Source organism: Staphylococcus sp. HMSC036D05, from assembly GCF_001836225.1.
Taxonomy (GTDB): domain Bacteria; phylum Bacillota; class Bacilli; order Staphylococcales; family Staphylococcaceae; genus Staphylococcus; species Staphylococcus caprae.
In genome coordinates this window covers 42,873-65,561 of record NZ_KV827789.1, presented here as the reverse complement: position 1 = coordinate 65,561, position 22,689 = coordinate 42,873, and the positions used below count along the sequence as shown (strand labels likewise).

Below are 22,689 nucleotides of genomic sequence, written 5' to 3'. Positions count from 1 at the left end.
TGAAATTTTAAATCATTTCAATTTAGAGGCTTTTCTTCTATAGATGATTCATTTACCATTGTTGGATATCTTTTCTCTCACCTTTAAAGTTATTACTTTTCTGATGTCGTTGCGCCAATACTTTTTCCACTTCTGAAAACGGAATGTCTAATGCATGTAATAACACGAATAAATGATACATGACATCAGCTGTTTCATTAACCACTTCTTGTTGATTGTGCTTCATTGCACCAATGACCACCTCAAAAGCTTCTTCCCCAAACTTTTTAGAAATTTTCTCTATCCCTTCTTTAAGTAAGTATTGCGTGTAAGACTTGCTTTTATTCGACTTAGCACTTTCACGCACTGTTTGTTGAAGCGATTGAACAACAAAAGGCACTTCAGTATTAAAACAACTTTGGCTCCCCGTATGACATGTAGGCCCATTAGGATTGACCTTAATAAGTAATGTATCATTATCACAGTCTATATGAATATCTACAACGCTTTGCGTATGTCCTGAAGACTCACCTTTCGTCCATAATCGTTCTTTAGACCTTGAATAGAAAGTGACTACACCTTCATCTACAGTTTTTTGAAAAGCTTCTTCGTTCATGTAACCAAGCATTAATACTTGATTTGTCATCGCATCTTGTAAAATGGCTGGCACTAATCCTTTTGAAAAATCTACATCTTTACTCATCTTACAGGTACACCTCCTTGGCGTAATGTTTCTTTAATCTGATCAACTGATGTCTCCTTATCGTGTAAAATACTTGCCGCTAAACCTGCAGATACATCTGTTTTTCGGAATAATTCTACAAAATGCTGAGCGTTTCCTCCGCCTCCTGAAGCTATTATTGGGATATTAACTAAGGACTTAATCTCGGACAAATGTTCAATATCAAACCCTTGTTTCATCCCATCATGACGCATACTTGTAACGAGAAGTTCTCCTGCGCCTAAATGTTCTACTTGTTGAACCCAGTCATAGACACGGACATCTGTTAATTTTTTACCGCCATGCGTCGTACAGAAATAATCGTGTCTATTCTCATCGTAATAACTATCTATTGCGATACAAATACATTGTCTCCCAAACTTTTCACTCGCCTGTCGAATGAGTTCAGGATTTTTTAGGGCGCTTGAATTCAATGACACTTTATCCGCACCGTGATGAAGTAATTGTGTGATATCATCCAATGTTTGAATGCCACCTCCAATTGTAAGAGGGATAAAGAGTTGATTAGCCGTTTCCTCTATCACTTCGAGCATTAAATCATGTCCTGCCTCAGTTCTTGAAATATCTAAAAAGACAAGTTCATCTGCACCTGCATCGTTATAATACAAAGCTAAATCAACAGGATTTCCAATATCTCTCAATCCTTTAAATTGAACCCCTTTCACTACACGACCATCCTTCACATCTAAACAAGGAATAATTCTCTTCTTAATCAAGATAATCCCTCCCAAAATGATGCATGATGTGCAGCTTTACCAACGATGGCCGCATGTACATTAAGTTGCTCTAAACGTTTCAAATCATGTTGATGTCTTATGCCACCAGACGCAATGATAGGTAAATTTGTAAACTCAGCTAGTCGACCTGTGATCTCAAAGTTTGGCCCTGATAACTTTCCGTCCTTTGAAATATCTGTATAAATAATCCCACCAAGCGGTAATCCTTCTATTTGCGATACGAACTCAAACAAATTGAGTTGTGCATCTTCTTCCCAACCATTGATCTTTATATCTTCTTGATACGCATCCACTGATAGATAAATTTTTCCTGGAAAATGATTGGCAATTTCACTTAACCATTGAGGATGTTGAATACCTTTTGTACCTACGATGCAGTAATCAATACCAGCGTTAAAATAGTCTTCAATTGTCGATATTGTACGAATGCCGCCTCCTACTTCAATTGGCTTATGTGTACGGCCTCTCAATGTTTTAATATAATCCAGTTCTCTCGTTTCTTTAGCTTTCGCACCGATTAAATCGACGATATGGATACGTTTCACACTCTCGAACTCACTATAAAATTCGATACTGTCTTCAACAGATCTTTCCATCTTTTCTTCGGAGTTATATTTACCTTCTGTTAATCTAACACTTGTTGAATTTATGAGATCGATTGCTGGCCATAATTCAATCATCAATAAAACCGCCTTTCAATGCCTGCTTTAAAATGGCTAAGCCATGTTCACCGCTTTTCTCAGGGTGAAATTGAATCCCAATGTAATGACGATATTGAATGACGCCTGGAACTTGAGTACCATAATTAGCGTACGCCAAAACATGCTCAGACATTTCTGCTTGATACGAATGAACAAAATAAACATCAGTTTGTAATAAAGGATGTTGACTGTGTAACTGATTCCATCCTAAATGAGGTACTGGATACGAAGTTTGAATCGGCACAATATTTCCCGGGACAAGTCCTAAACCATCGACGTCTCCTTCAGCACTATGCTCAAATAACAACTGCATACCTAGACATATTCCAATAATCGGTGTGCCATCAATCTTTTTTAAGATTTGATCTAACCCTTTAGAGTGAATGGATACCATTGCATCTTTGAAATGACCTACACCTGGCAAAACGATAGCATCAGCAGACATCATTTCTGCTTCTTCACACGTCAAAACGACTTCATACCCTAAATGTTTAATAGCTCGAGTTACGTTACTGATGTTTCCTAAACCGTAATCTATAACTGCAATCATTCAATCACACCTTTAGATGAAGGAATAAGACCATCTTTAGAAGGCATAAGCGCTACCTTTAACGCTCTTGCAAATGATTTAAATATCGCTTCAATTTCATGATGCGTATTGCCACCTCGAATTAAATCAATATGAACGGTTAAACGTGCATTAATCACTAACGCTCGAAAGAATTCTTCAACTAGCTCAGTATCAAATGTACCTACCTTTTCCTTACTGAGATTGGCATTAAAAGAAAGATAGGGTCGACCGCTAATATCTACAATCGTACGTGCGAGCGTTTCATCCATTGGTATATAGGCACTTCCATACCGAGTGAAGCTTCTTTGGTCACGTGTCAGTTCTTGTAACAATTGACCTATGACAATACCAATATCTTCAGTAACATGATGATCATCTACATATGTATCACCGTTCGCTACAATATTTAGAGTTAAACCACTGTGAAACGTAAAAAGTGTCAGCATATGGTCTAAGAAACCTACGCCCGTATCGATATGAGATGGTTGACCATTATTAGCAAGTTCAATATTTAATTGTGTTTCATTGGTGTTACGTATTTTTCGATAAGTCATAACGCTCTCTCCATTCTTTAACAATGCCTTCTAATTGCTCAAGCTGTTCCTCAGTGGCTATAGAATAACGGACATAATCCTTCATATTTTCTTCTTCATAAATTCGTGGTTTAAACCCATTTTTGAAAATAAATTCCCCTAAATCATGCGCGAGTTTGCCTTTAGTTAAGACAAAGTTTGTATAGGAAGGATACACTTTGATAACGTCTGCAACATGCTTGGTGAAAATCGCTTTCAATCGTGTCGCTAGTGCACGCTGTCTCTTTAAAAATGCTGTTGTGTCATTTTCAGAAATAAAAAGTGACGTAGCCACTTTCAATGTGAAACTATTAAGTGGATAAGGATGTTCTATACGTTGAATCAAACGAATCGTTGCTTCGTGACCGATGATGATACCAAGGCGTAACCCTGCTATACCAAAAGCTTTCGAAAGTGTACGCATGCGAATAACATGAGGGGTATTCGGAACCTCGTAAGGTTGACCGTAATCAAGATATGCTTCATCTATAACAAAGTAACTACCTATCTTATTCAATTTCTCACTGATTGAGTTAATGAAAGTCATATCAAATTGCTTTCCAGTCGGATTATGTGGATTACTCATAATGAAAAATGATGGGCGAACCGCTTCAATCCGATCTAAAATGTGTTGCAAATTAAATTGTAAATCTTGATCAGATTCTACAAATTCAATAGGACGTCGCACTTGTGCAGCATACGCTTGATACATGAAGAAGTCAGGGTTTAACGTGAGCACAGGCCCTTCTGGCATAATCAACATCAATTTTTGAATTAATTCATCTGAACCATTTGCCGCAATCACTTGATTTGGCTTTAATTTATAAAATGAAGCATAAGCTTCTCTAAATCGTTGATATTCTTCATCAGGATATAAGTTGTATTGCATGTCTTTCAAAATTTCATTAAGTTGAACCTGTGATAAAGGTGCAATGGGACTTTCATTCTTATCTATACGTATCAATATGTGTCCCTCCTTAATTGCGTATTTGAATAGACTTTTCATGATTATATAAAGATTCAATATGTGCAATGTGTTCTGCTGAATGCGCGACCTCTTTAAAGGTTTGTTGCGTTAACTGAATCACTGAATTGCGCGTCATAAAATCATTTACTGTTAACCCATTTGAAAATCTAGCAGTTTGGTTTGTTGGAAGGACGTGACTAGGTCCAGCTACATAGTCACCGATCACTTCAGGAGAATAATGTCCTAAAAATAACGCACCTACATATTTAATCTTTTCAACGTATGTTTCCGGTGCTTTTGTTTGAATAGATGCGTGTTCTGGGGCAATCGTGTTCATAACTTGACATGCTTCGTCATGATTTGAAGCTAAAATTAAATAATGATGTTGAGCGATACTTTTTGAAATAATATCTTTACGTTTCGCATCTGCGAGCGCTTTAGTTATTTTAGTTTTTAGTTGGTTTAATACGTGCTCATCTTCACTAATTACATAAGTACGTGCCATTTCATCATGTTCTGCCTGTGCGAAGACATCGTAGGTAATCGCATCTAAGTCTGCAGTGTCGTCTATAATCAACGCAATCTCTGTAGGTCCAGCAATTTGGTCGATACCTACCTGCCCGAAGACATACTTTTTAGCATAGGCTACAAATTGATTGCCTGGTCCTACAATTTTATCGACCTTCTCAATAGCGTCTGTTCCATACGTCAACGCGGCAATACTTTGAGCTCCACCGACCTGATAAACATGGTTCACGCCAGTAATGTAACAAGCTGCTAATACTTCTTTACAAATCCCGTCCGGTTGAGGTGGTGTTACGACGGTAATATGCTTTACCTCTGCTACTTGTGCAAGCGTTGCCGTCATTAGTACCGTAGAAGGATAACTCGCTTTACCTCCTGGAACATAAATCCCTACGCGCTCAATAGGATGATAGATTTCGTAGCATTCTTCGCTTTTAAGTTGGGTCATGTTTGTCTTAATCTTTTCTTGATAGGCTTTAATTCGTCTATAACTTTGTTCAAGGGCATGTCGTGTTGTTTCGTCTAAATTATCATAAGCTTCTTTGAGTTTAGATTGAGCCACTTCTAATTGATCTGTTTTCACATGGTCAAATGTTAAATTATAATTTTTTAGTGCACGGTCCCCTTTTAATTTGACTTCCTCACATATATCTCGTACTAACGGATACAGTGATTCGTCTAATGTTTCATTCTGAGCAAATTGTTCTATAAATTGTTGTGCTTTAAGCATAGTCAATAGACACCCCCAATTGCTTAATTAACCTTTCTATTTCAGTAGATTTCTTGAAATATGCCTCTTTATTCGTAATTAACTTGGCATTGATATCTCCAATATGTCTCTTCTCAACAAGACCATTCGCCTTAAGTGTTGTACCTGTTTGTACGATGTCTACAATCCCGTCAACCATGTCAACAAGACATGAAAGTTCGACTGAACCATTTAAATAAATGAGTTCAACATCCATTCCTTGGTTGGCAAAGTACTGTGTGGCCGTATGAATATAGCTCGTCGCTACTTTTTTGTACGTCGTCGTTTGAGGTTTAGAAGCTAAAGCAAAGTGACATTTTCCAAATGGCAAATCTAATAAGTTATTAATATTAAATTTGTGTTCGTTTAGCACATCACTCCCGACAATCCCAACATCTGCAATACCTTGCTCAACATATGTAGGTACATCGCTCCCTTTAACTAGAATAAATTCAATGCTATCTACAGTAAGCAGTAATAACCTTTTTCTCGATAATAACGCCTCAGACATGTCTTTCTGTTTTACTCTCTGTAAATAGTCTATGAAACTGTCTAATAATCGTCCTTTTGCTAATGCTACACGTAACATGACATTCACTCCTTCCCCTTTTATAAAATTACAGCGTCAAACCTAAGCCAAATCCTTCTAACTCACCATGGTAGTACCCACCTGTTAACACACTTTCGTGCGAGTGTTCTAAATGACATTTGATAAATACACCCTTGTAATAAGACCTTGGTGGCTGTGCAGTAATATCGAGATGAATATCTTTCAATCCCCATGATTTTAGCCATCCTTCCCACAATTGCAATGTTTGAAGCGCAGGATGGTTAGCGCTGAGGTAATTGGGAAGCAACTGGAGTTGATTTAATGTGTTCTCTTTTAATATTCGAATAAGCGGATGATGCACACCCAATTTGTTAACCAAACCTGATATATTTCTTTCTTCAATCATTTCTACTACGTCGGGTGTTTGAAACTGTTGGTCTAGAAGTGCATCGATCAATTGATAGTGTCCAAGAATCACAAATTGTATACGATCATGAAGACCGATTTTAATGAATTTGTGAAAATGTATAAAACTGTTTTTAATCACTTCACGTGAAGGATGATAATTTTCGATTCCTATTTGTTTAATCACTTTATTATTTCTAATAATGTCGCCAGCATACGCAACTTGTTGGTGATTTGAAGGATAAGCTGAGTAATATCTAAATAATTGATCAGTAAAATCGTTTCTTAAGGCATATAAGTGTTTATGATGTTGCCAAAAATGACGTTCTTCCATTTGTTGTAAATCTTCATGCGTAAGATTTCCCCAGTTCAACTTTTCTATTAAATTAAAATCAACAAGTTGATAACCTTGTTGTTTGAAATACTTTAGAAATGCTAATTCCTTTTCTTTAATCGAAATTATGTCTAATTTACTCACACGATGTCACCTCGACCCAAACACTTTAATGCTATATTGTACTAAAGTGAAAATGTAGTATTAAACTACCATGACGAAATTAATATTACAAGTATTTTTCTGAAAATTCTTTCAATTATAAACACACTTTTACCTTTGCATTTTAACTCATCCACACATCATCTTCTTTTAATCTCATATACACCTTGTTTAACTCTAATAGATATATTATTCTAAAAAGTAGTTATACATATTATCTTTAAGCAATTTTAAATTTAAAACTCTGTTGCTTACACATATTTTTAAAATCCTCCACAAAAAAAAGCAAAATACCAATCGATAACGATTAGCATTTTGCTCAACACACGCAATAACTAGAGATACTATGACTACATTAATACACAAAAATTTAGGGATGCAGCATAAAGCTGCGTAAGTGATTTTGAGAAAAAATTAACAGTATACTCTAATTACCACACAAAACATACTAACCCATAAAGCCCAATTTAATGAGTTAGTATGGCTTATATAGTAATATCATTGCCCACTCAAAAGATTTATTCAATTGTAATCACAATTAGGATTATATCAATTTTAAATCAAAGAATGTGAATGCAAATTAAGCCATCTGATACTTATGTGACATATTTTAATAAATGTCTCATTTTACGAGGTGTATAATGAAAAATAAAGATCTGCGTGTAGAAAAAACTGAACAAGCATTATTAAATGCTTTATTTGAAACGCTAAGAACGAAAGATTTTGGTCAAATTACCGTCCAAGATTTATGTGACAAAGCTTTAGTCAGACGTTCAACATTTTATAGACGTTTCGACGATAAGTATGATTTACTTAAATTATTGATACAAAAGTTGATTTTTAGAGTGAGAGAGAAACATTCTACAACTTTAAATCCAAATGATCCTAGACCCCACTTCGAGAAAGTGATTCGTGAATCATTGGATTATTTATATGAACATAAACCTATTGTTCAAAATGTACTAACTATGGCACTCTATGATGAAGTCACTGATATTATATATGAGCAATTGTATGAAGGTATGAAAGCTCAAATACAGTTTGAAATACGTCATGGAGTTGAATTTAATGTTGATATAGATATTCTTGCTGACTTTATTGCAGGAGGCATATTACGTACAATGTATGCTTGGATTCAAGACGGCCAAGAACGTTCAATAGATGATTTAACAAAAGAAGTGGTTACTATTCTGAATGGTGTACATAATTATCATGCTAAATTTTAAAAAGTACTATCTCGACCATACACCTCAACACCATTTTCAACGATAAAAGTAGTACAATGCAATTGTGCTCAGGCTATAAGTGAAGTACTATAGTAAATGCTGTTAATTATTAATTTGCAACGCTCAGAAATTATTTTACAGAGCAACCATCAAACACTATATGCATCAATCACACAGATTTTGAAGTGTCGGATTAATGAGGTGAATAAAAATGAATAACAATGATTTACGTGTTAAGAAGACACAACGTGCGCTTATGGATTCATTCTTAGAACTACTTAAGACGAAGAATTTTAGTCAGATTACTGTTCAAGATTTGTGTGATCGAGCTATGGTACGTCGCTCAACTTTCTATCGTCATTACAGTGATAAATATGATTTATTAAACCAAGTTCTAGCTAACTTTTTCAACAGTTTGCATGAATCTCATTTAGATAATTTATTGGTGAAAGAACCGAAAACATATTTCGAAAATATAGTTAGGGAGACGCTTTATTTTTTAATAGAAAATAGAGATACTATCCAAAGCGTCTTTACTATTGCCTATTATGACGAAATTACCCGCATTGTATATAACCAGCTTTATAAGGGTGTTGAAAGACAGGTTAATTTCGACATCCGTCATGGCATTCGATTTAATATTGATTTAGAGGTTTACATGGAATTCATGGCTGGTGGTATCTTGCGCATTATTTATGCTTGGTTAAAAGAGGGACAAAAGCGTTCAGTCGAAGATTTAACACGAGAAGTCGTCAAAATTATAAATGGCATTAGAGAAACACACATTAAAAAATTTTAATAACTATTATAGATGAAAACCCTCGCTAGATAGTGATATGACCCCCAATAGTGTCATTATTTAGCGAAGGTTCTTATTTTAGCGCTTAGTGTCCTGCCATCCAAGGTCTTCCTTGTGTGGCTTTTTTACGTTTATTTGTCGGCAACTTATCTTTAGTAACAACACGAGGTTGTTGACCTTTTTCAATACGTTGCTTTAATTTCCCATCCATTTTATAAGTTTGAAAAGCGTTAAATACACGTGTAGATGTGTCGCCACAATGTGGACAATATGCATATTCATGTTGTTCATTCATGGATTGTCTCATTGTAAATGGCCCACACGTTGAACAATCATAAGTATATTTTGGCATTATTCATCAGGCTCCAAACTCGGTACAATATCGTCTTTAAATATCTCTCTCGGAATCGCAATCGTACAGCAGGCATTCGGAACATCTACGATACCGGCAACTGTGCCTTGCACTGGCGCTGTACCTAGTAGCATATAAGCTTGCTCTCCAGTGAATCCTCGTGTTTTCAAGAATTCAATCGCATTAAGCACCGCATTTCTGTATGCAGTGGTCGCATCATTATATTTTTGTTCACCTGTAAATTCATTTACAGAAATACCTTCGAAGACAATATAATCATTATAATTTGGTAGAAGTGGACCTGGTTTGAATGTTGGATTTTTCTTAATGTGATACTTTTCCATCCCATTTTTAATGACATTCACGCGTAATTCAATCCATCCTGGCATTTCAATACCACCACAGAATGTAATTTCTCCATCACCTTGAGAAAAATGTAAATCACCTACAGATAATTTGGCACCTTTAACATGAACTGGGAAGTAAATTCGAGACCCTTTTGATAAATCTTTGATATCACAGTTGCCCCCATTTTCACGAGGCGGAACTGTACGTGCGCCTTCTTTAGCTACACGATCAAAATCTCTTCCTTTAAGCGTACCTAATACTACCGCATCCTCAGTAGGTAAATTCGCTAACACAGGTTCACGGTCCGGGTCTGTATCGACAAGCGCAAGTTCACGACGATTCCATTCGTCTAACATTTCTTGAGATGGTGCCACTCCAATTAAGCCCGGATGAATAACCCCTGCAAATTCGACTCCTGGAACATGTCGACTAGTAGCATAGATTCCATTGAAATCCCAAACGGACTTGGCCGCATTAGGATAATGGTCCACTAAGAAACTGCCTCCATTCGTTTTATCAAAGATACCGTTAAATCCCCATTCATGTTCAGGAAAAGTTCCGATGTCTAGAATATCAACGACAAGTAAATCTCCTGGTTCGACACCATTCACATACACAGGACCACTTAATACATGGACACGATTCAAATTGACGTATTTAATTTCATTTGCGTCATCATTATTTCCTACTTGTCCATCAGTCCAGTCTAAACATTCCATTCTAAATGATTCTCCAGGTTCTACTGAAAATGCTGCCGGAATATCTGGATGCCATCTGTTATGTCCTGGATGCGCTTGTTGATCCATTGTCTTGTTTAAATCAATACTAAATAACTTTTTAGGCATGGGCCTAACCCCCTTGTATGAAAGTTATAACGCTTGATGATGTCGGAACATTCTGTCAATTGAATATTAACATATTACATGTAAGTATTAGTACAAATATGGTAAAACGCTTACATTAAACTTCAAAATAATAGGTTATCGCAAAAATAGATGCGATAACCAACTTAATATACCTTTACTTTTTTTATCAGCTTTGACCGAAGGATATGAAGCACCCTCGAGATAATTTCGTTTATAGTGAACATATGCATTACCTTTATTATTAATGGCGATATACCATTTTTGATGTTTAGGAACAACGTCATATAAATCTTTCTTCACATCATATGTTGTGCCATCAATCTTGTGCTCTCCTTTGGATAAAACCTTTTTATACTCGTATTGTTTACGATAGTACTTCATCATATCATTCGCAATTTCATTACGTGTAAGTTTAGCTGTTTCACTTGGATAAGGCGACACATCTAGAATCGTTTCATTCAGCCTTAAACGATGTTGTTTATTCGTCAAAGCTAAACTATATCCTGAATCACTTGTTCCTGTTTTCAAACCATCAGTCCCTTTATAATACTTAGGCTGCCCTTTTAAAGATAAGTTTGTAGATTTAAACGTTTGTCCTTTTTGAGTTTCTGACGTTTTCTTAGTAATTTTCAGTATTTCCGGATGATTTTTTAACATTTCATACATCATTATATTCATATCTTTGGATGTACTTTGCGTCTTACCTTGGTTTTTATACTTTTCAGGGGCACTAGGTCCTAATAAATGAGTATCTGCCCCTGTAGGACTTGTATAGTGGGTATGATTCATATGAAATTGCTTTGCTTGTTGATTCATTTGATCTGTAAAAGTAGACGTCGATTTCGATACCTTTTCTCCTAGAATTAAAGCAGCAGCATTACTAGATGCTAAAGCAGTTTGACTTAAAATTTCTTTAACTGTATAGATTTGACCAGCTTTTAAGGGAACTGAGGATAGGTTAGATTTTCGAGATAATTGCGCCTGTTGGTTAGTAATTTTCACTTTATCGTTCATATGTAGTTTTCCAGATTTTACAGCATCTAGTGTCAAATACATTGTCATCATTTTAGTTAAAGAAGCAGGATCTACTTTTTTATTTTCATGATAACTATATAATATTTGACCTTGTTCTGTTGAGAGTGTTAAAGATTGAGGTTCGTATGTGCTTGAAATTTTCATATTATCTTTGTTCTTTAATAAAGATGTTGGTTTTTCCAATGCAAAACTTGGAGAAGCTGATAATAATGTGACCACGCATAACACGCCTGTCACGCTTAGTATTCTTTGAAACATCATATCACCTGATTTTATTTTATAAATTTCCCAATTATGTATGTACCTTGCATATAATACTTATATCAAGTTTAATGCAACTTTTCAAAAAATACTGAATGCACTATTGCATAGGTTCTAAAATCATCAACGTGACAAACTTTTATTGGTAATATGTGTGAATTTTAAAAAATAGGTGTTTTGTAATATTTTTCAGTTCATGTAATACTAAATAGTGAAATGTAAAAACACAATTGGGTTGGTAGTCCCAATGCAAATTCATAGGATTTGTCAGTAACCCTCCTCCTCAGGTTGTCCATCATTTCAAGTTTAATTAAGAGGAGGGACTAGCCATGAAATTATCAGTGTTTCATGATGGTCAGTTTTTTATAGGTTTAGTCGAATTCTCGATGAATAATTCAGTTAAATTTTCTAAACATATTTTTGGTCAAGAACCCAGTGACGAAGAAGTGATTGAATTTATCATCAACGATTTAGAACGTTTGATAGACAATACTCAGACTCAAACTACACTGAAGGCTCAAACAACAAAGGTCAATCCCAAAAGACTACAAAGAAAAGTAGCAAAAGAACAAAAAAAGCCTAAATTCACAACTATTGCTCAAGAAGCTATGAAGAAAGAACAAGAATTAAAGAAAAAAGGACGAAAAAAGCGTAAGAAACAAAATAAAGAAAAGCATGAAGCTTATAAGCGTTCAATCAAAAAACAAAAAGCAAAAGAAAAACATAAAGGCCATTAATTAGCCCAAAACATCGAAAAACAATCTTTTATGAATAAGTATGGTTTTTATGAGTATTGTAAAAAGTTTGGAAACCCATATGAGTAACTACAAATAAAAAATCTAAAACATACCGATTACTCATTTAAGTAAAATCAGGCTGAAACATAATCCCCAAAAATAATAGCAGTAAGATGATTCCAATTAGGAGTCGTCTTACTGCTACTTCTGTATTTAATTTAAGATACTTTGCGAAGTGGAAGCACGTGCCCGTCTAATTCCCAGGGGGGGTGTTTTCTCTTAAATAAAATCAATTTTAAACTTTCCGCTAGTTGTTTTATTTTCCATGGGAATAGGGAATATATATTTATTGATAATTCTAAAAATCGAAGGTTGATGACGAATGATTAATTACACACTCAGCAATTACTTTGATACAAGATGGAAGACAATGTACAACGATGGAGATCCTTATTTGTACATAAGAAAAGCTTATCCGAATCCATTTATCAAAGGTTTAGACATTATTATTCCTCAAGCAGGCATCTATACGTCTTATGTTGTTAGAGATTTGGAGAAAAATATTATTTTCACTTCTAAATGTATACCAAACTTTAGAAATTTCAGAGAAATTCATTGTAATTATAGAAACACAAAAATTGATATGAAAGAGTTTACGTCGGTTAATAAACCGGTTAAGTTCACTTATGATAATGAAGATTATTTTATTAAAAAAATGAGCCCAGAAACTTGTATCATTACAAATTATGAAAATGAACAATTATCACATTGGGCTAAGAATGAGGGACAAGTGAGTTTTCATATCTTAGATGAGCGTAGCAAACCAATTGAAGAATTATTATTAATTCTGTCACACACATTGATGAATAAAATTTAGACGATTCATTATCTGAACTCATAGATTATTTTTTGTCTAATCAATGGTCATATTGTGTCCAAATTATTACAAAATGGAATAGGTGTTATTGAAAATATGTATTTTTGTTATAGAAATACAGCACTTATAATAAGAGTCAGCGCAATAATTTAATTATTTTTGCACGAAATCTTTTTAGAAAGGTGAGCAAAAATGCCTAGCAACAAGTCAAAAAACATAGTGATTATTGGCGCTGGTGTCTTAAGTACGACATTTGGTTCTATGATTAAAGAATTAGAACCTAATTGGAACATCAAACTCTTTGAACGTTTAGATCGTCCGGGTATCGAGAGTTCTAATGAAAGAAACAATGCCGGTACAGGACATGCTGCGTTATGTGAGCTGAACTATACAGTTCAACAACCTGATGGTTCAATTGATATCGAAAAAGCGAAAGAAATTAATGAACAATTTGAAATTTCTAAGCAATTCTGGGGACACCTCGTGAAAAGTGGCAACATTGATAATCCTAGAGAATTTATTAATCCCCTTCCTCACATTAGTTTCGTAAGAGGTAAGAATAACGTACAATTCTTGAAAAATCGTTACGAAGCAATGCGTAACTTCCCAATGTTCGACAATATTGAATATACAGAAGATATTGAAGAAATGAAAAAATGGATGCCATTAATGATGAAAGGTCGTACAGGCAATGAAATTATGGCAGCCAGTAAAATTGATGAAGGTACAGATGTGAATTACGGTGAGTTAACACGTAAGATGGCTAAAAGTATTGAACAGCACCCTAATGCAGAAGTTCAATATAATCATGAGGTCATTGATTTTAACCGACGTCAAGATAGTACATGGGAAGTGAAAGTAAGAAATCGCAATAACGGTTCTGAAGAAACTGTATTAGCGGATTACGTCTTTATTGGTGCTGGTGGTGGCGCTATTCCACTATTACAAAAAACTGGTATCCCTGAAAGTAAGCACTTAGGCGGGTTCCCTATTAGCGGTCAGTTCTTAATATGTACCAACCCTGCAGTTATTAATGAACATGACGTTAAAGTTTACGGTAAAGAACCACCTGGCACACCGCCAATGACTGTACCTCATCTCGATACACGTTATATTGATGGTGAAAGAACATTATTATTTGGGCCTTTTGCGAACGTTGGGCCTAAATTCTTAAAAAATGGTTCTAACTTAGATCTATTTAAATCTGTTAAACCATACAACATCACAACTTTACTTGCAGCTGCTGCTAAAAATTTACCTTTAATTAAGTATTCAATCGATCAAGTATTGATGACTAAAGAAGGTTGTATGAACCATCTACGCACGTTCTACCCTGAAGCACGTGACGAAGATTGGCAATTATACACTGCAGGTAAACGTGTTCAAGTTATTAAAGATACGCCTGAGCACGGTAAAGGATTCATTCAATTTGGTACAGAAGTTGTTAACTCTGAAGATCACTCTGTCATTGCATTATTAGGTGAATCACCAGGAGCTTCAACTTCAGTTTCAGTGGCGTTAGAAGTTTTAGAAAGAAACTTCGCTGATTATGAAAATGAATGGAAACCTAAAATACAAAAAATGATTCCATCATATGGTCAATCTCTTATCAATGATATTCAATTAATGAGAGAAACACGTAAACAAACATCAAAAGATTTAGAATTAAATTATTATGAATCTTAATAATTAACCATTTCCCTACAAAATATTAAGATTCTATAACGGGTTATCCCCCCTTAACCCAAAACCTTTAATAAATATTGTAAAATTTTGAAGTAACTTTTAAACTAACAAAAGTTGAAATTAATTTAACCTTATTCCCTATATCCCTTTCGGAGAGAGCCAACTTCGAAAGGGATTATTTTATATAAACTTAGCGACAAAGTATGGAAGTAGCTTATTTTAACGACGTATTGATTTCAGTCTCATTTTAACTGCGTCTTAATGTATAAAAGACAAGCATCACAAAATGAAGAAGCCCAAAACCTATTATTACTAAAAATACAATAAATGAAAGGTTATCAAAAGGCTTAAAATAGTCTACTGCCACTTTCCAATTTATAAAATATTCACTACATTTCCACGATATTAAAATCCCTAAAAGTCTACTTATTAAAATGATGAAATAGCTCTTCAGGTCGAATGAAAAACAACCCAAAATAATCAAAATAATAATAAATGGTATGTAACCCCACATTGTATACGTCTTATAATCTACAATCATGCCAATGAATTCAATCGGTATTAAACTTAAGATTATCCATATGCCACGTTTAATCGATATCATTGAAACACACCTCCACTTATTAAGAACGTATCATTTTAATGAATGAAATAAAACTAATCTTAAGACAAAAAATTCACTCATCGTATGACGAGTGAATAAATTGGAAATTTCAGGAGAATTAAATTATAAAAAAAGAACGATAAGATAAAAGTGGAAAGTTGCTTTTATGTCTGAGGTAATGAAGAATAATCTTTGAATGCATAAAGAATAAATGTCCATGGACGAATATGTACATTTATCTATGTGCAAACCACTCATTATCTATCGTTCTATAATCGTAATAATTACGATTTAAAATTATGTTACTGCTTCTTATATTTAAAGTCAATTAAAAACTTGTTTGCTCTCTAAAATGTCATTTCTGTTTAAATCTCTTATTCCTCTGGCGTAAACACTTCCGCCTCACTGTCTGGAGGATAATAAAATCCATTAGGAACAGTTTGTAATTCGATAAGACTTCCCCAAGGCGTTTTAACATAAACTGTTTGGTTTCCATCAGTATCTTCATATCTTGTATTGCTATGTGACTCAGATATAGGCTCCCCGCCTGCCGATCTTACTTTTGCGACAGCCGCTTCGAAATCATCCACATAAAATGAAATATGAGTATAACCCACATCTTGTAACGATTCAGGCCCTCGTTGTTTTGCATTTTCAAATTCAAACATTTCTATATTAGGCCCATTCCCAAATACCATCATCCGTTTGTGAACAATTTGAACACCTTTACCTATGCCAAGGATGTGTTCGACATGCTTACCTCCCCGCGGTTCTTCGTCTTTTCTTTGACTATCATATGCAATTTTCCCATCTAAACCTTTTTTGAAAAATTCCGTAGCCTTTTCTATATCAGGTACTGTTAAACCAATATGATTGATACCTCTTGAGATATCTTTCATACCCATTCACCTCTCTATAGTTCAATTTAGAAATCATTTATCACAACGATTATTCCCTACATCAATCATCCCCACACATAGTTACATTTGAATACAATTGATAATTTATATCCAAAAAGGGTAATTAATAAATAGAAGACATTAAAAAAATTTATCCAACATCATACTTATCTATTGCAACTTGACCATCCGAGTATTATAATATTTATACCAGGTATAAAAATTATACCTAAACATAATAAAAAAAGGGGCAATTATTTTATGACACAATTTACATTTGATCCAGTACACAGCGATATTCAATTCCAAATCAAACACTTAATGGTTTCTAAAGTAAAAGGTACATTCACACAATTCGATGTTCAATTAGATGGAGACATTAATGACTTAAGTTCACTAAAAGCAACTGCAACTATCGTTCCAAGCTCAATCGATACTCAAAATGAAGATAGAGACAATCACTTAAGATCTGGAGACTTCTTCGCTACAGAAGAAAATGATAAATGGACATTTGAAACTAAAGAAATATCAGAAAATAAAGTAACTGGCGATTTAACTATTAAAGGTGAAACACATGAAGAAACATTTGACGTTGAATTTAATGGCGTAAGCAAAAATCCTATGAATGGTGCGCAAGTAACTGGATTCATCGTTACTGGTACAATCGATCGTGAAAAATATGGCATCAGCTTCAACCAAGCTTTAGAAACTGGTGGCGTAATGTTAGGTAAAGACGTAAAATTCGAAGCATCTGCTGAATTCAGTTTAGAAGATTAATAGAATGCAACATCACTATCATTTTACATTGCAATATGTTACACATGGTGGTATAATACATTCATAAATTAGTTCCATTAGCAACACCAAACCCCTCACTACCGTCGCTTATAGTGAGGGGTTATTTAATGGTGGGCTATAGCGTCGCTTATTTTTTATTACGATTGTCTAGCCAAAACTTAAATGTCGTAACAATGCATCCTATAGCCCAATTTTTAATTTACGCCTTTTTTAATTTACTTTTTCTTTCAAACAAACCTAGGGTTATTGAAATTGGTAACTCTGATGTCCTTTGGCAAATCCATTTACTGTGTAAATCATTGAACCACCTTCAGAACCATTCTCAATATCATTCGTACAAATTAACAATTGATTCGTACCAGGAATAAATTGTGGATGTGTTGAACGTAGCATTTTACCTTCATCACGGCCTGGCATTAGAATTTGACCAATCGGGTAACCTTTTTTATTAAAGACTAAGACACGTCCTTGACCATACATTGCTACATAAAGGTTGTCATCACTATCGATACAGCATGAATCGGGACCTTCATGTCCTGTGAAATAATATGGAATCGTCGCTCCAAACGGTGCGATAGTCACTCCATCTTCTTCTAATTCAATACGATGTAGCCGATTGGTAGTTGTTTCAGTAACCCAGAGTACGCGTTCATCAGTACTTAGCGCTACACCATTAGCTACGGAGATATTTTGAATTACTGGTGTGATTGACTTAAAGTCCGGAGAGACATAATATACGCCCCCAAGAGGCTTCGTAGAGTATCCTCTGAAGTCAGTAAAATAAAAGCCGCCTTTACTATCGAAGACCATATCATCAATACAATATTCTGTATTCAATTCAGAAACGATTTCTTCAAATTGTTCTCCTTCCTCATTAGTCGCAAAGATGCCCCCAGTAGTTTTAAAATCACCTAAATAACATACAAATAAACGCTCGTCTTTATGAAATTTGATTGCTGCAGGATTTGTTTTTTCAGATACAAATGAACGTGAAACCTCTTTCGTAGAAGGATCTACCTTAAAAATATTTCCTTCAAAGACATCTAATAAAAATAAATGGCCTTCACGATTAAAGTTTAACCCCTCTAACTGTAACCCTCTATCTGAAATTTTCACCCAAGGCTCTGCTGTAACGGTTTGCAACTCATTTTCAGATACAATTGGCGCAACACTTGCAGATTTCCCAATATATTTTAATGTAGGCAAGTCTTGATTATTCATAATTCAAACCCCTCTTTCTCTTTTTAACACTTTGTTACTATTTTATAAGAACTTATGCTAATTGTCATTACAGCGATATGATATCGCTTACATTTAAATATATTCTCTCTGAAAATGACGTCCAATATAGGCTTACATTTTCAAAAAATATCGTCTTTAAGAATGATTTATGTGCTAGTATATTGAAACTCTTTATCATTTTGGTACAATATTATAATGGTAAAAATGTAAACAGCATCAATATTTATAAGCTTATGACATTTATATAAATCATCGTCCCTATATAGAGAAGAATTGAAAGAGGAGAATGTAAGAATGGATTATAGAGTACTTTTATACTATAAATACGTAACAATTGATGACCCCGAAACATTTGCTGCAGAACACTTAGAATTCTGCAAAGAAAATAATTTAAAAGGTAGAATCTTAGTTTCTACAGAAGGCATTAATGGTACTTTATCTGGTACAAAAGAAGATACAGATAAATATATTGAACATATGCATGCAGATGAACGTTTCGCTGATTTAACTTTCAAAATTGACGAAGCTGAAGGTCATGCATTCAAAAAAATGCACGTTCGTCCAAGAACAGAAATCGTTGCTTTAGGTTTAGAAGATGATGTAGACCCTCGCGTAACAACAGGTAAATACTATTCACCTAAAGAATTTAAAGAAGCTTTAGAAGATGAAGATACAATTATCTTAGATGCACGTAATGACTATGAATTCGATTTAGGCCATTTCCGTGGCGCAGTTCGTCCTGACATCACACGTTTCCGCGACTTACCTGAATGGATCCGTAATAATAAAGATCAATTAGATGGTAAAAATATTGTGACATATTGCACTGGCGGTATCCGTTGCGAAAAATTCTCAGGTTGGTTAGTTAAGGAAGGTTTCGAAAATGTAGGACAATTACACGGTGGTATTGCAACTTACGGTAAAGACCCTGAGACTAAAGGTGAATACTGGGATGGCAAAATGTACGTTTTCGATGAACGTATTAGCGTTGATGTGAACCAAGTTGAAAAAACTGTTATCGGTAAAGAACACTTCGATGGCACACCTTGTGAACGTTATATTAACTGTGCAAACCCAGAATGTAATAAACAAATTCTTGTTTCAGAAGAAAACGAGGAAAAATACTTAGGCGCATGCTCATATGACTGCGCAAAACATGAACGTAATCGTTATGTTGCAAAACATGATATTAGTGATGAAGAATGGAACCGTCGTTTAGAAAACTTTAAAGATGTTCCAGAACATGCACATGCTTAAGTGATAATTACTTTAGCCCTTAAAATGAGTTGACTAGAATTCATTTTAAGGGCTTATTTTATATCCATATTCCGATGCGCTATTTAGAATTAAACATTTTGCAGTAGATTTTTTACATTAATCCAAGAACTCGATGTTTCGCCCTCTTGTAATTCATAATTTGGAAGCTTTATTACTTTAATTTGTCACAAATTATTACACTTTTTCTAATTTATTTTATCTTCTCTTTTTCAATAAATATAGCTATGCTAATATTAAGAAAATTAAAACTTATTTATTATTTTCTTTCCGTAGCTATTGTTTTAAACAATGTATAAAAATGGAAAGCGATTATCGTAACAAAGGAGCGTTTTTATGGAATGGATTAAATTGATTGGTATTTTAATCATTATTATTGGCTTTATCCTTAAGTTCGACACCATCGCAATTATTTTAATTGCAGCTGTAACGACAGGTCTTGTTGCTGGTATGGATATAGTCGAAGTGCTATCTACACTTGGCAAAGCCTTTGTCGATCAACGTCTCGTAACGCTATTTATGCTTACTCTCCCGATGGTTGGTTTGATTGAGCGTTTTGGATTAAAACAACAAGCATCAAAACTCATTAGTAACGTCAAGAAAGTTACTACCGGGCGACTTCTTACTTTATATTTAATTATTCGTGAAATTGCTGGTGTTGCTTCAATTCGTGTCGGAGGTCATCCTCAATTCGTTAGACCTTTAATTAACCCAATGGTTCAAGGTGCCCTTCGTACGCGTTACAACCTATCCGACAAAGACGTTGATAATAAAGACATTGAAAAGTTAAAAGCTGAAGCTTCGGCAATGGAGAACTATGGTAACTTCTTCGGACAAAACTTATTCGTGGGAGCTGCTGGTGTCTTACTTATGGTTGGCACATTCCAAACGCTCAACATCAAAGTCAACGCGTTGAGCTTAGTACTCGCGTCAATTCCAATTGCTATTATCACTTTGATTCTCGTGTGGATTAAAAATATTCTGCTCGATCGCTATTTTAATAAAAAATATGGACATAAAGAGGTAAAAGATCATGAGTGAAACAACTTTAAATCATATTTTAGAAATCTTCTACATCCTTATCGGGCTACAATTTTTATATACTGCTTATCGTTCTTTACGCTCAACTGATAAATCTAAAAGTTTAGGTACTGCAGCATTCTGGACGATACTGGCTGTACTTTTCATAGGTGGTCCTTATATTCCAAATGTGATTAACGGCATTCTCGTTCTATCTATGGGCGTGTTGACTCTTTTCAAACAAGTAAAAATTAAAAATATTATCGACGTCACGGATAAGGAAGCAGAAAAGGGATCTGCCAAGTATGGCAATAAACTCTTTATTCCTGCGGTTGTCTTAGCTGTGGTAGCGGTCATCGTCTCGAACTGGACGCCTCTAGGTGGAGCTATTGGTCTTGGCGTGTCATCTGTAGTTGGATTGATTACAGCGCTATTGATTATTAAACCCAAGCTATCATTCACATTATATGATAGTGATCGTTTAACACAACAAGTTGGTACAACTGGCATCCTACCTCAGTTCTTAGCGGCACTTGGCGTGCTCTTTACTGCAAGCGGTGTGGGACAAGTAATTTCAAAAGGGATTTCCTCATTCTTACCTGAAGGCAATCATCTTATCGGTGCCATAGCCTATATTCTAGGTATGGTACTCTTTACAATGTTGATGGGTAATGCCTTTGCTGCCTTTACAGTGATTACCGCAAGTATCGGCATTCCATTCGTTATATCACAAGGCGGAGATCCTATTGTTGCTGGTGCACTCGCAATGACAGCTGGTTTCTGTGGAACACTACTCACACCTATGGCCGCAAATTTTAACACCTTACCCGTTGCATTATTAGAGATGAAACAAGAGTTTGGTGTCATTAAAGCACAAACCCCTATCGCACTCGCATTAATTGTTATTCATATTGCATTGATGTATTTTTGGGCATTTTAAATATTAAAGGAGATCACAAATTATGAAAATTCTAGTTACAGCATTTGATCCTTTCGGAGGAGAAAAGATGAATCCAGCTTTAGAAGCAGTCAAACAATTAGACGACACTATCGGCGATCATAGCATCACAAAGTTAGAAATTCCGACAGTCTTTCATGAATCGAAAGAGGTCATTTCTAAATCCTTAGCTGAAAATGATTTCGATGTCGTCTTAGCAATTGGTCAAGCGGGAGGCCGATTTGAAATCACACCTGAACGTATTGGTATTAACATTGATGATGCACGTATTGCAGATAATAAAGAAAATCAACCTATTGATGAAGTCATTCAAAAAGATGGCCCACCAGCTTACTTCTCAAATTTACCTGTAAAAAAGATGACAGAAGCAATTAAAAATGCCGGTGTGCCAGGTAGATTATCAAATACTGCTGGAACATTTGTATGTAATCATGTTCTATATCAATTAGGTTATTTAGCTGACAAATCATATCCAGGTTTGCGATTTGGTTTCATTCATGTGCCATTTATTCCAGAACAAACGATTAATAAACCGGACAAACCTTCAATGTCTATTCATACAATTGTTAAAGGATTAACTGCTGCAATCAAAGCAATTGATACCCTTAAAGATAAAAAAGTCGCATTAGGAGAAACACATTAATTATATTTTCAACAACAAAACAAGAGGTCGGGACAGAAGCGTTTAGGATTTGAGCAGAACCGAACGATGA

23 protein-coding genes and 1 pseudogene are annotated in these 22,689 nt (G+C 34.9%); 10 read left to right on the top strand and 14 right to left on the bottom strand.

What is annotated here, in order from left to right; genetic code table 11:
- Positions 1–52 precede the first annotated feature (52 nt).
- The 8 genes and pseudogenes from hisF to HMPREF2580_RS11405 all read right to left on the bottom strand — a co-directional run bounded on the left by hisF (position 53) and on the right by HMPREF2580_RS11405 (position 6,975).
- A pseudogene (hisF, locus tag HMPREF2580_RS12500) lies at positions 53–1,437 on the bottom strand (imidazole glycerol phosphate synthase subunit HisF).
- Positions 1,434–2,138: a 1-(5-phosphoribosyl)-5-((5-phosphoribosylamino)methylideneamino)imidazole-4-carboxamide isomerase gene (hisA, locus tag HMPREF2580_RS11435; protein ID WP_070833211.1), complete on the bottom strand. Its 705-nt coding sequence runs from the start codon at positions 2,136–2,138 to the stop codon at positions 1,434–1,436. The pseudogene hisF and the gene hisA overlap by 4 nt, the downstream one beginning before the upstream one ends.
- Complete coding sequence (hisH, locus tag HMPREF2580_RS11430; protein ID WP_070833208.1) at positions 2,131–2,709, bottom strand: imidazole glycerol phosphate synthase subunit HisH; 579 nt, start codon at positions 2,707–2,709, stop codon at positions 2,131–2,133. Before hisH ends, hisA begins: the two co-directional genes overlap by 8 nt.
- Entirely contained in the window at positions 2,706–3,284 is a 579-nt protein-coding gene (gene hisB / locus HMPREF2580_RS11425) for an imidazoleglycerol-phosphate dehydratase HisB (protein WP_070833205.1), read from the bottom strand. Before hisB ends, hisH begins: the two co-directional genes overlap by 4 nt.
- On the bottom strand, positions 3,262–4,266 hold the full coding sequence (locus tag HMPREF2580_RS11420) for a pyridoxal phosphate-dependent aminotransferase (RefSeq protein ID WP_070833202.1): 1,005 nt from the start codon (positions 4,264–4,266) through the stop codon (positions 3,262–3,264). The genes hisB and HMPREF2580_RS11420 overlap by 23 nt, the downstream gene beginning before the upstream one ends.
- A gap of 13 nt (positions 4,267–4,279) precedes the next feature.
- Positions 4,280–5,524 carry a histidinol dehydrogenase gene (hisD, locus tag HMPREF2580_RS11415; protein WP_070833199.1) on the bottom strand — a complete coding sequence of 415 codons (1,245 nt, stop codon included), beginning with the start codon at positions 5,522–5,524 and terminating at the stop codon, positions 4,280–4,282.
- Positions 5,517–6,131: an ATP phosphoribosyltransferase gene (gene hisG / locus HMPREF2580_RS11410; protein ID WP_070833196.1), complete on the bottom strand. Its 615-nt coding sequence runs from the start codon at positions 6,129–6,131 to the stop codon at positions 5,517–5,519. The genes hisD and hisG overlap by 8 nt, the downstream gene beginning before the upstream one ends.
- A gap of 28 nt (positions 6,132–6,159) precedes the next feature.
- Positions 6,160–6,975, bottom strand: a complete 816-nt coding sequence (locus HMPREF2580_RS11405; protein WP_070833193.1) for an ATP phosphoribosyltransferase regulatory subunit — start codon at positions 6,973–6,975, stop codon at positions 6,160–6,162.
- Between the two features lie 659 nt (positions 6,976–7,634).
- Between HMPREF2580_RS11405 and HMPREF2580_RS11400 the strand changes: the two genes are divergently transcribed.
- Entirely contained in the window at positions 7,635–8,219 is a 585-nt protein-coding gene (locus tag HMPREF2580_RS11400) for a TetR/AcrR family transcriptional regulator (protein ID WP_070833190.1), read from the top strand.
- Between the two features lie 211 nt (positions 8,220–8,430).
- Entirely contained in the window at positions 8,431–9,018 is a 588-nt protein-coding gene (locus HMPREF2580_RS11395; RefSeq protein ID WP_002444754.1) for a TetR/AcrR family transcriptional regulator, read from the top strand.
- Between the two features lie 85 nt (positions 9,019–9,103).
- Here the strand turns inward: HMPREF2580_RS11395 and HMPREF2580_RS11390 are convergent, their stop codons facing one another.
- From HMPREF2580_RS11390 to pbp4, 3 genes are all read right to left on the bottom strand, one after another.
- On the bottom strand, positions 9,104–9,370 hold the full coding sequence (locus HMPREF2580_RS11390; RefSeq protein WP_002444755.1) for an FmdB family zinc ribbon protein: 267 nt from the start codon (positions 9,368–9,370) through the stop codon (positions 9,104–9,106).
- The gene (gene fmdA / locus HMPREF2580_RS11385; RefSeq protein WP_070833188.1) at positions 9,370–10,563 is read right to left on the bottom strand and encodes a formamidase; all 1,194 of its coding nucleotides are present in this window, start codon (positions 10,561–10,563) and stop codon (positions 9,370–9,372) included. Before fmdA ends, HMPREF2580_RS11390 begins: the two co-directional genes overlap by 1 nt.
- A gap of 135 nt (positions 10,564–10,698) precedes the next feature.
- Positions 10,699–11,877 (bottom strand): penicillin-binding protein PBP4, encoded by a 1,179-nt coding sequence (gene pbp4 / locus HMPREF2580_RS11380; RefSeq protein WP_070833185.1) that lies wholly within the window; start codon positions 11,875–11,877, stop codon positions 10,699–10,701.
- 332 nt (positions 11,878–12,209) lie between these two features.
- On the opposite strand from pbp4, the gene HMPREF2580_RS11375 reads away from it, so the two are divergent.
- The 3 genes from HMPREF2580_RS11375 (at position 12,210) to lqo (ending at position 15,180) form a co-directional block, all read left to right on the top strand.
- Positions 12,210–12,617: a YjdF family protein gene (locus HMPREF2580_RS11375; RefSeq protein ID WP_070833183.1), complete on the top strand. Its 408-nt coding sequence runs from the start codon at positions 12,210–12,212 to the stop codon at positions 12,615–12,617.
- A 382-nt stretch (positions 12,618–12,999) separates the two neighbouring features.
- A complete protein-coding gene (locus HMPREF2580_RS11370) occupies positions 13,000–13,494 on the top strand; it encodes a tubby C-terminal domain-like protein (RefSeq protein ID WP_256326454.1) in 495 nt (164 codons plus the stop codon).
- Between the two features lie 192 nt (positions 13,495–13,686).
- Entirely contained in the window at positions 13,687–15,180 is a 1,494-nt protein-coding gene (gene lqo / locus HMPREF2580_RS11365) for an L-lactate dehydrogenase (quinone) (RefSeq protein WP_070833180.1), read from the top strand.
- A 978-nt stretch (positions 15,181–16,158) separates the two neighbouring features.
- Here the strand turns inward: lqo and HMPREF2580_RS11355 are convergent.
- The gene (locus HMPREF2580_RS11355; RefSeq protein ID WP_070833174.1) at positions 16,159–16,683 is read right to left on the bottom strand and encodes a VOC family protein; all 525 of its coding nucleotides are present in this window, start codon (positions 16,681–16,683) and stop codon (positions 16,159–16,161) included.
- 261 nt (positions 16,684–16,944) lie between these two features.
- On the opposite strand from HMPREF2580_RS11355, the gene HMPREF2580_RS11350 reads away from it, so the two are divergent.
- Positions 16,945–17,460: a YceI family protein gene (locus HMPREF2580_RS11350; protein WP_070833171.1), complete on the top strand. Its 516-nt coding sequence runs from the start codon at positions 16,945–16,947 to the stop codon at positions 17,458–17,460.
- A gap of 148 nt (positions 17,461–17,608) precedes the next feature.
- Here the strand turns inward: HMPREF2580_RS11350 and HMPREF2580_RS12570 are convergent, their stop codons facing one another.
- Both HMPREF2580_RS12570 and HMPREF2580_RS11345 read right to left on the bottom strand, forming a co-directional pair.
- On the bottom strand, positions 17,609–17,665 hold the full coding sequence (locus tag HMPREF2580_RS12570) for a type I toxin-antitoxin system Fst family toxin (protein ID WP_371106734.1): 57 nt from the start codon (positions 17,663–17,665) through the stop codon (positions 17,609–17,611).
- Positions 17,666–17,724: 59 nt separating this feature from the next.
- The gene (locus tag HMPREF2580_RS11345) at positions 17,725–18,702 is read right to left on the bottom strand and encodes an SMP-30/gluconolactonase/LRE family protein (protein ID WP_070833168.1); all 978 of its coding nucleotides are present in this window, start codon (positions 18,700–18,702) and stop codon (positions 17,725–17,727) included.
- Positions 18,703–19,017: 315 nt separating this feature from the next.
- Here HMPREF2580_RS11345 and HMPREF2580_RS11340 point away from each other — a divergent pair, with 315 nt between their 5' ends.
- The 4 genes from HMPREF2580_RS11340 (at position 19,018) to pcp (ending at position 22,619) form a co-directional block, all read left to right on the top strand.
- Entirely contained in the window at positions 19,018–19,980 is a 963-nt protein-coding gene (locus tag HMPREF2580_RS11340) for an oxygen-dependent tRNA uridine(34) hydroxylase TrhO (RefSeq protein ID WP_002444769.1), read from the top strand.
- A 354-nt stretch (positions 19,981–20,334) separates the two neighbouring features.
- Complete coding sequence (locus tag HMPREF2580_RS11335) at positions 20,335–21,039, top strand: DUF969 domain-containing protein (protein ID WP_070833165.1); 705 nt, start codon at positions 20,335–20,337, stop codon at positions 21,037–21,039.
- The gene (locus tag HMPREF2580_RS11330; protein ID WP_070833161.1) at positions 21,032–21,958 is read left to right on the top strand and encodes a DUF979 domain-containing protein; all 927 of its coding nucleotides are present in this window, start codon (positions 21,032–21,034) and stop codon (positions 21,956–21,958) included. The genes HMPREF2580_RS11335 and HMPREF2580_RS11330 overlap by 8 nt, the downstream gene beginning before the upstream one ends.
- 22 nt (positions 21,959–21,980) lie before the next feature.
- Positions 21,981–22,619: a pyroglutamyl-peptidase I gene (gene pcp / locus HMPREF2580_RS11325; protein WP_070833158.1), complete on the top strand. Its 639-nt coding sequence runs from the start codon at positions 21,981–21,983 to the stop codon at positions 22,617–22,619.
- Positions 22,620–22,689 lie beyond the last annotated feature (70 nt).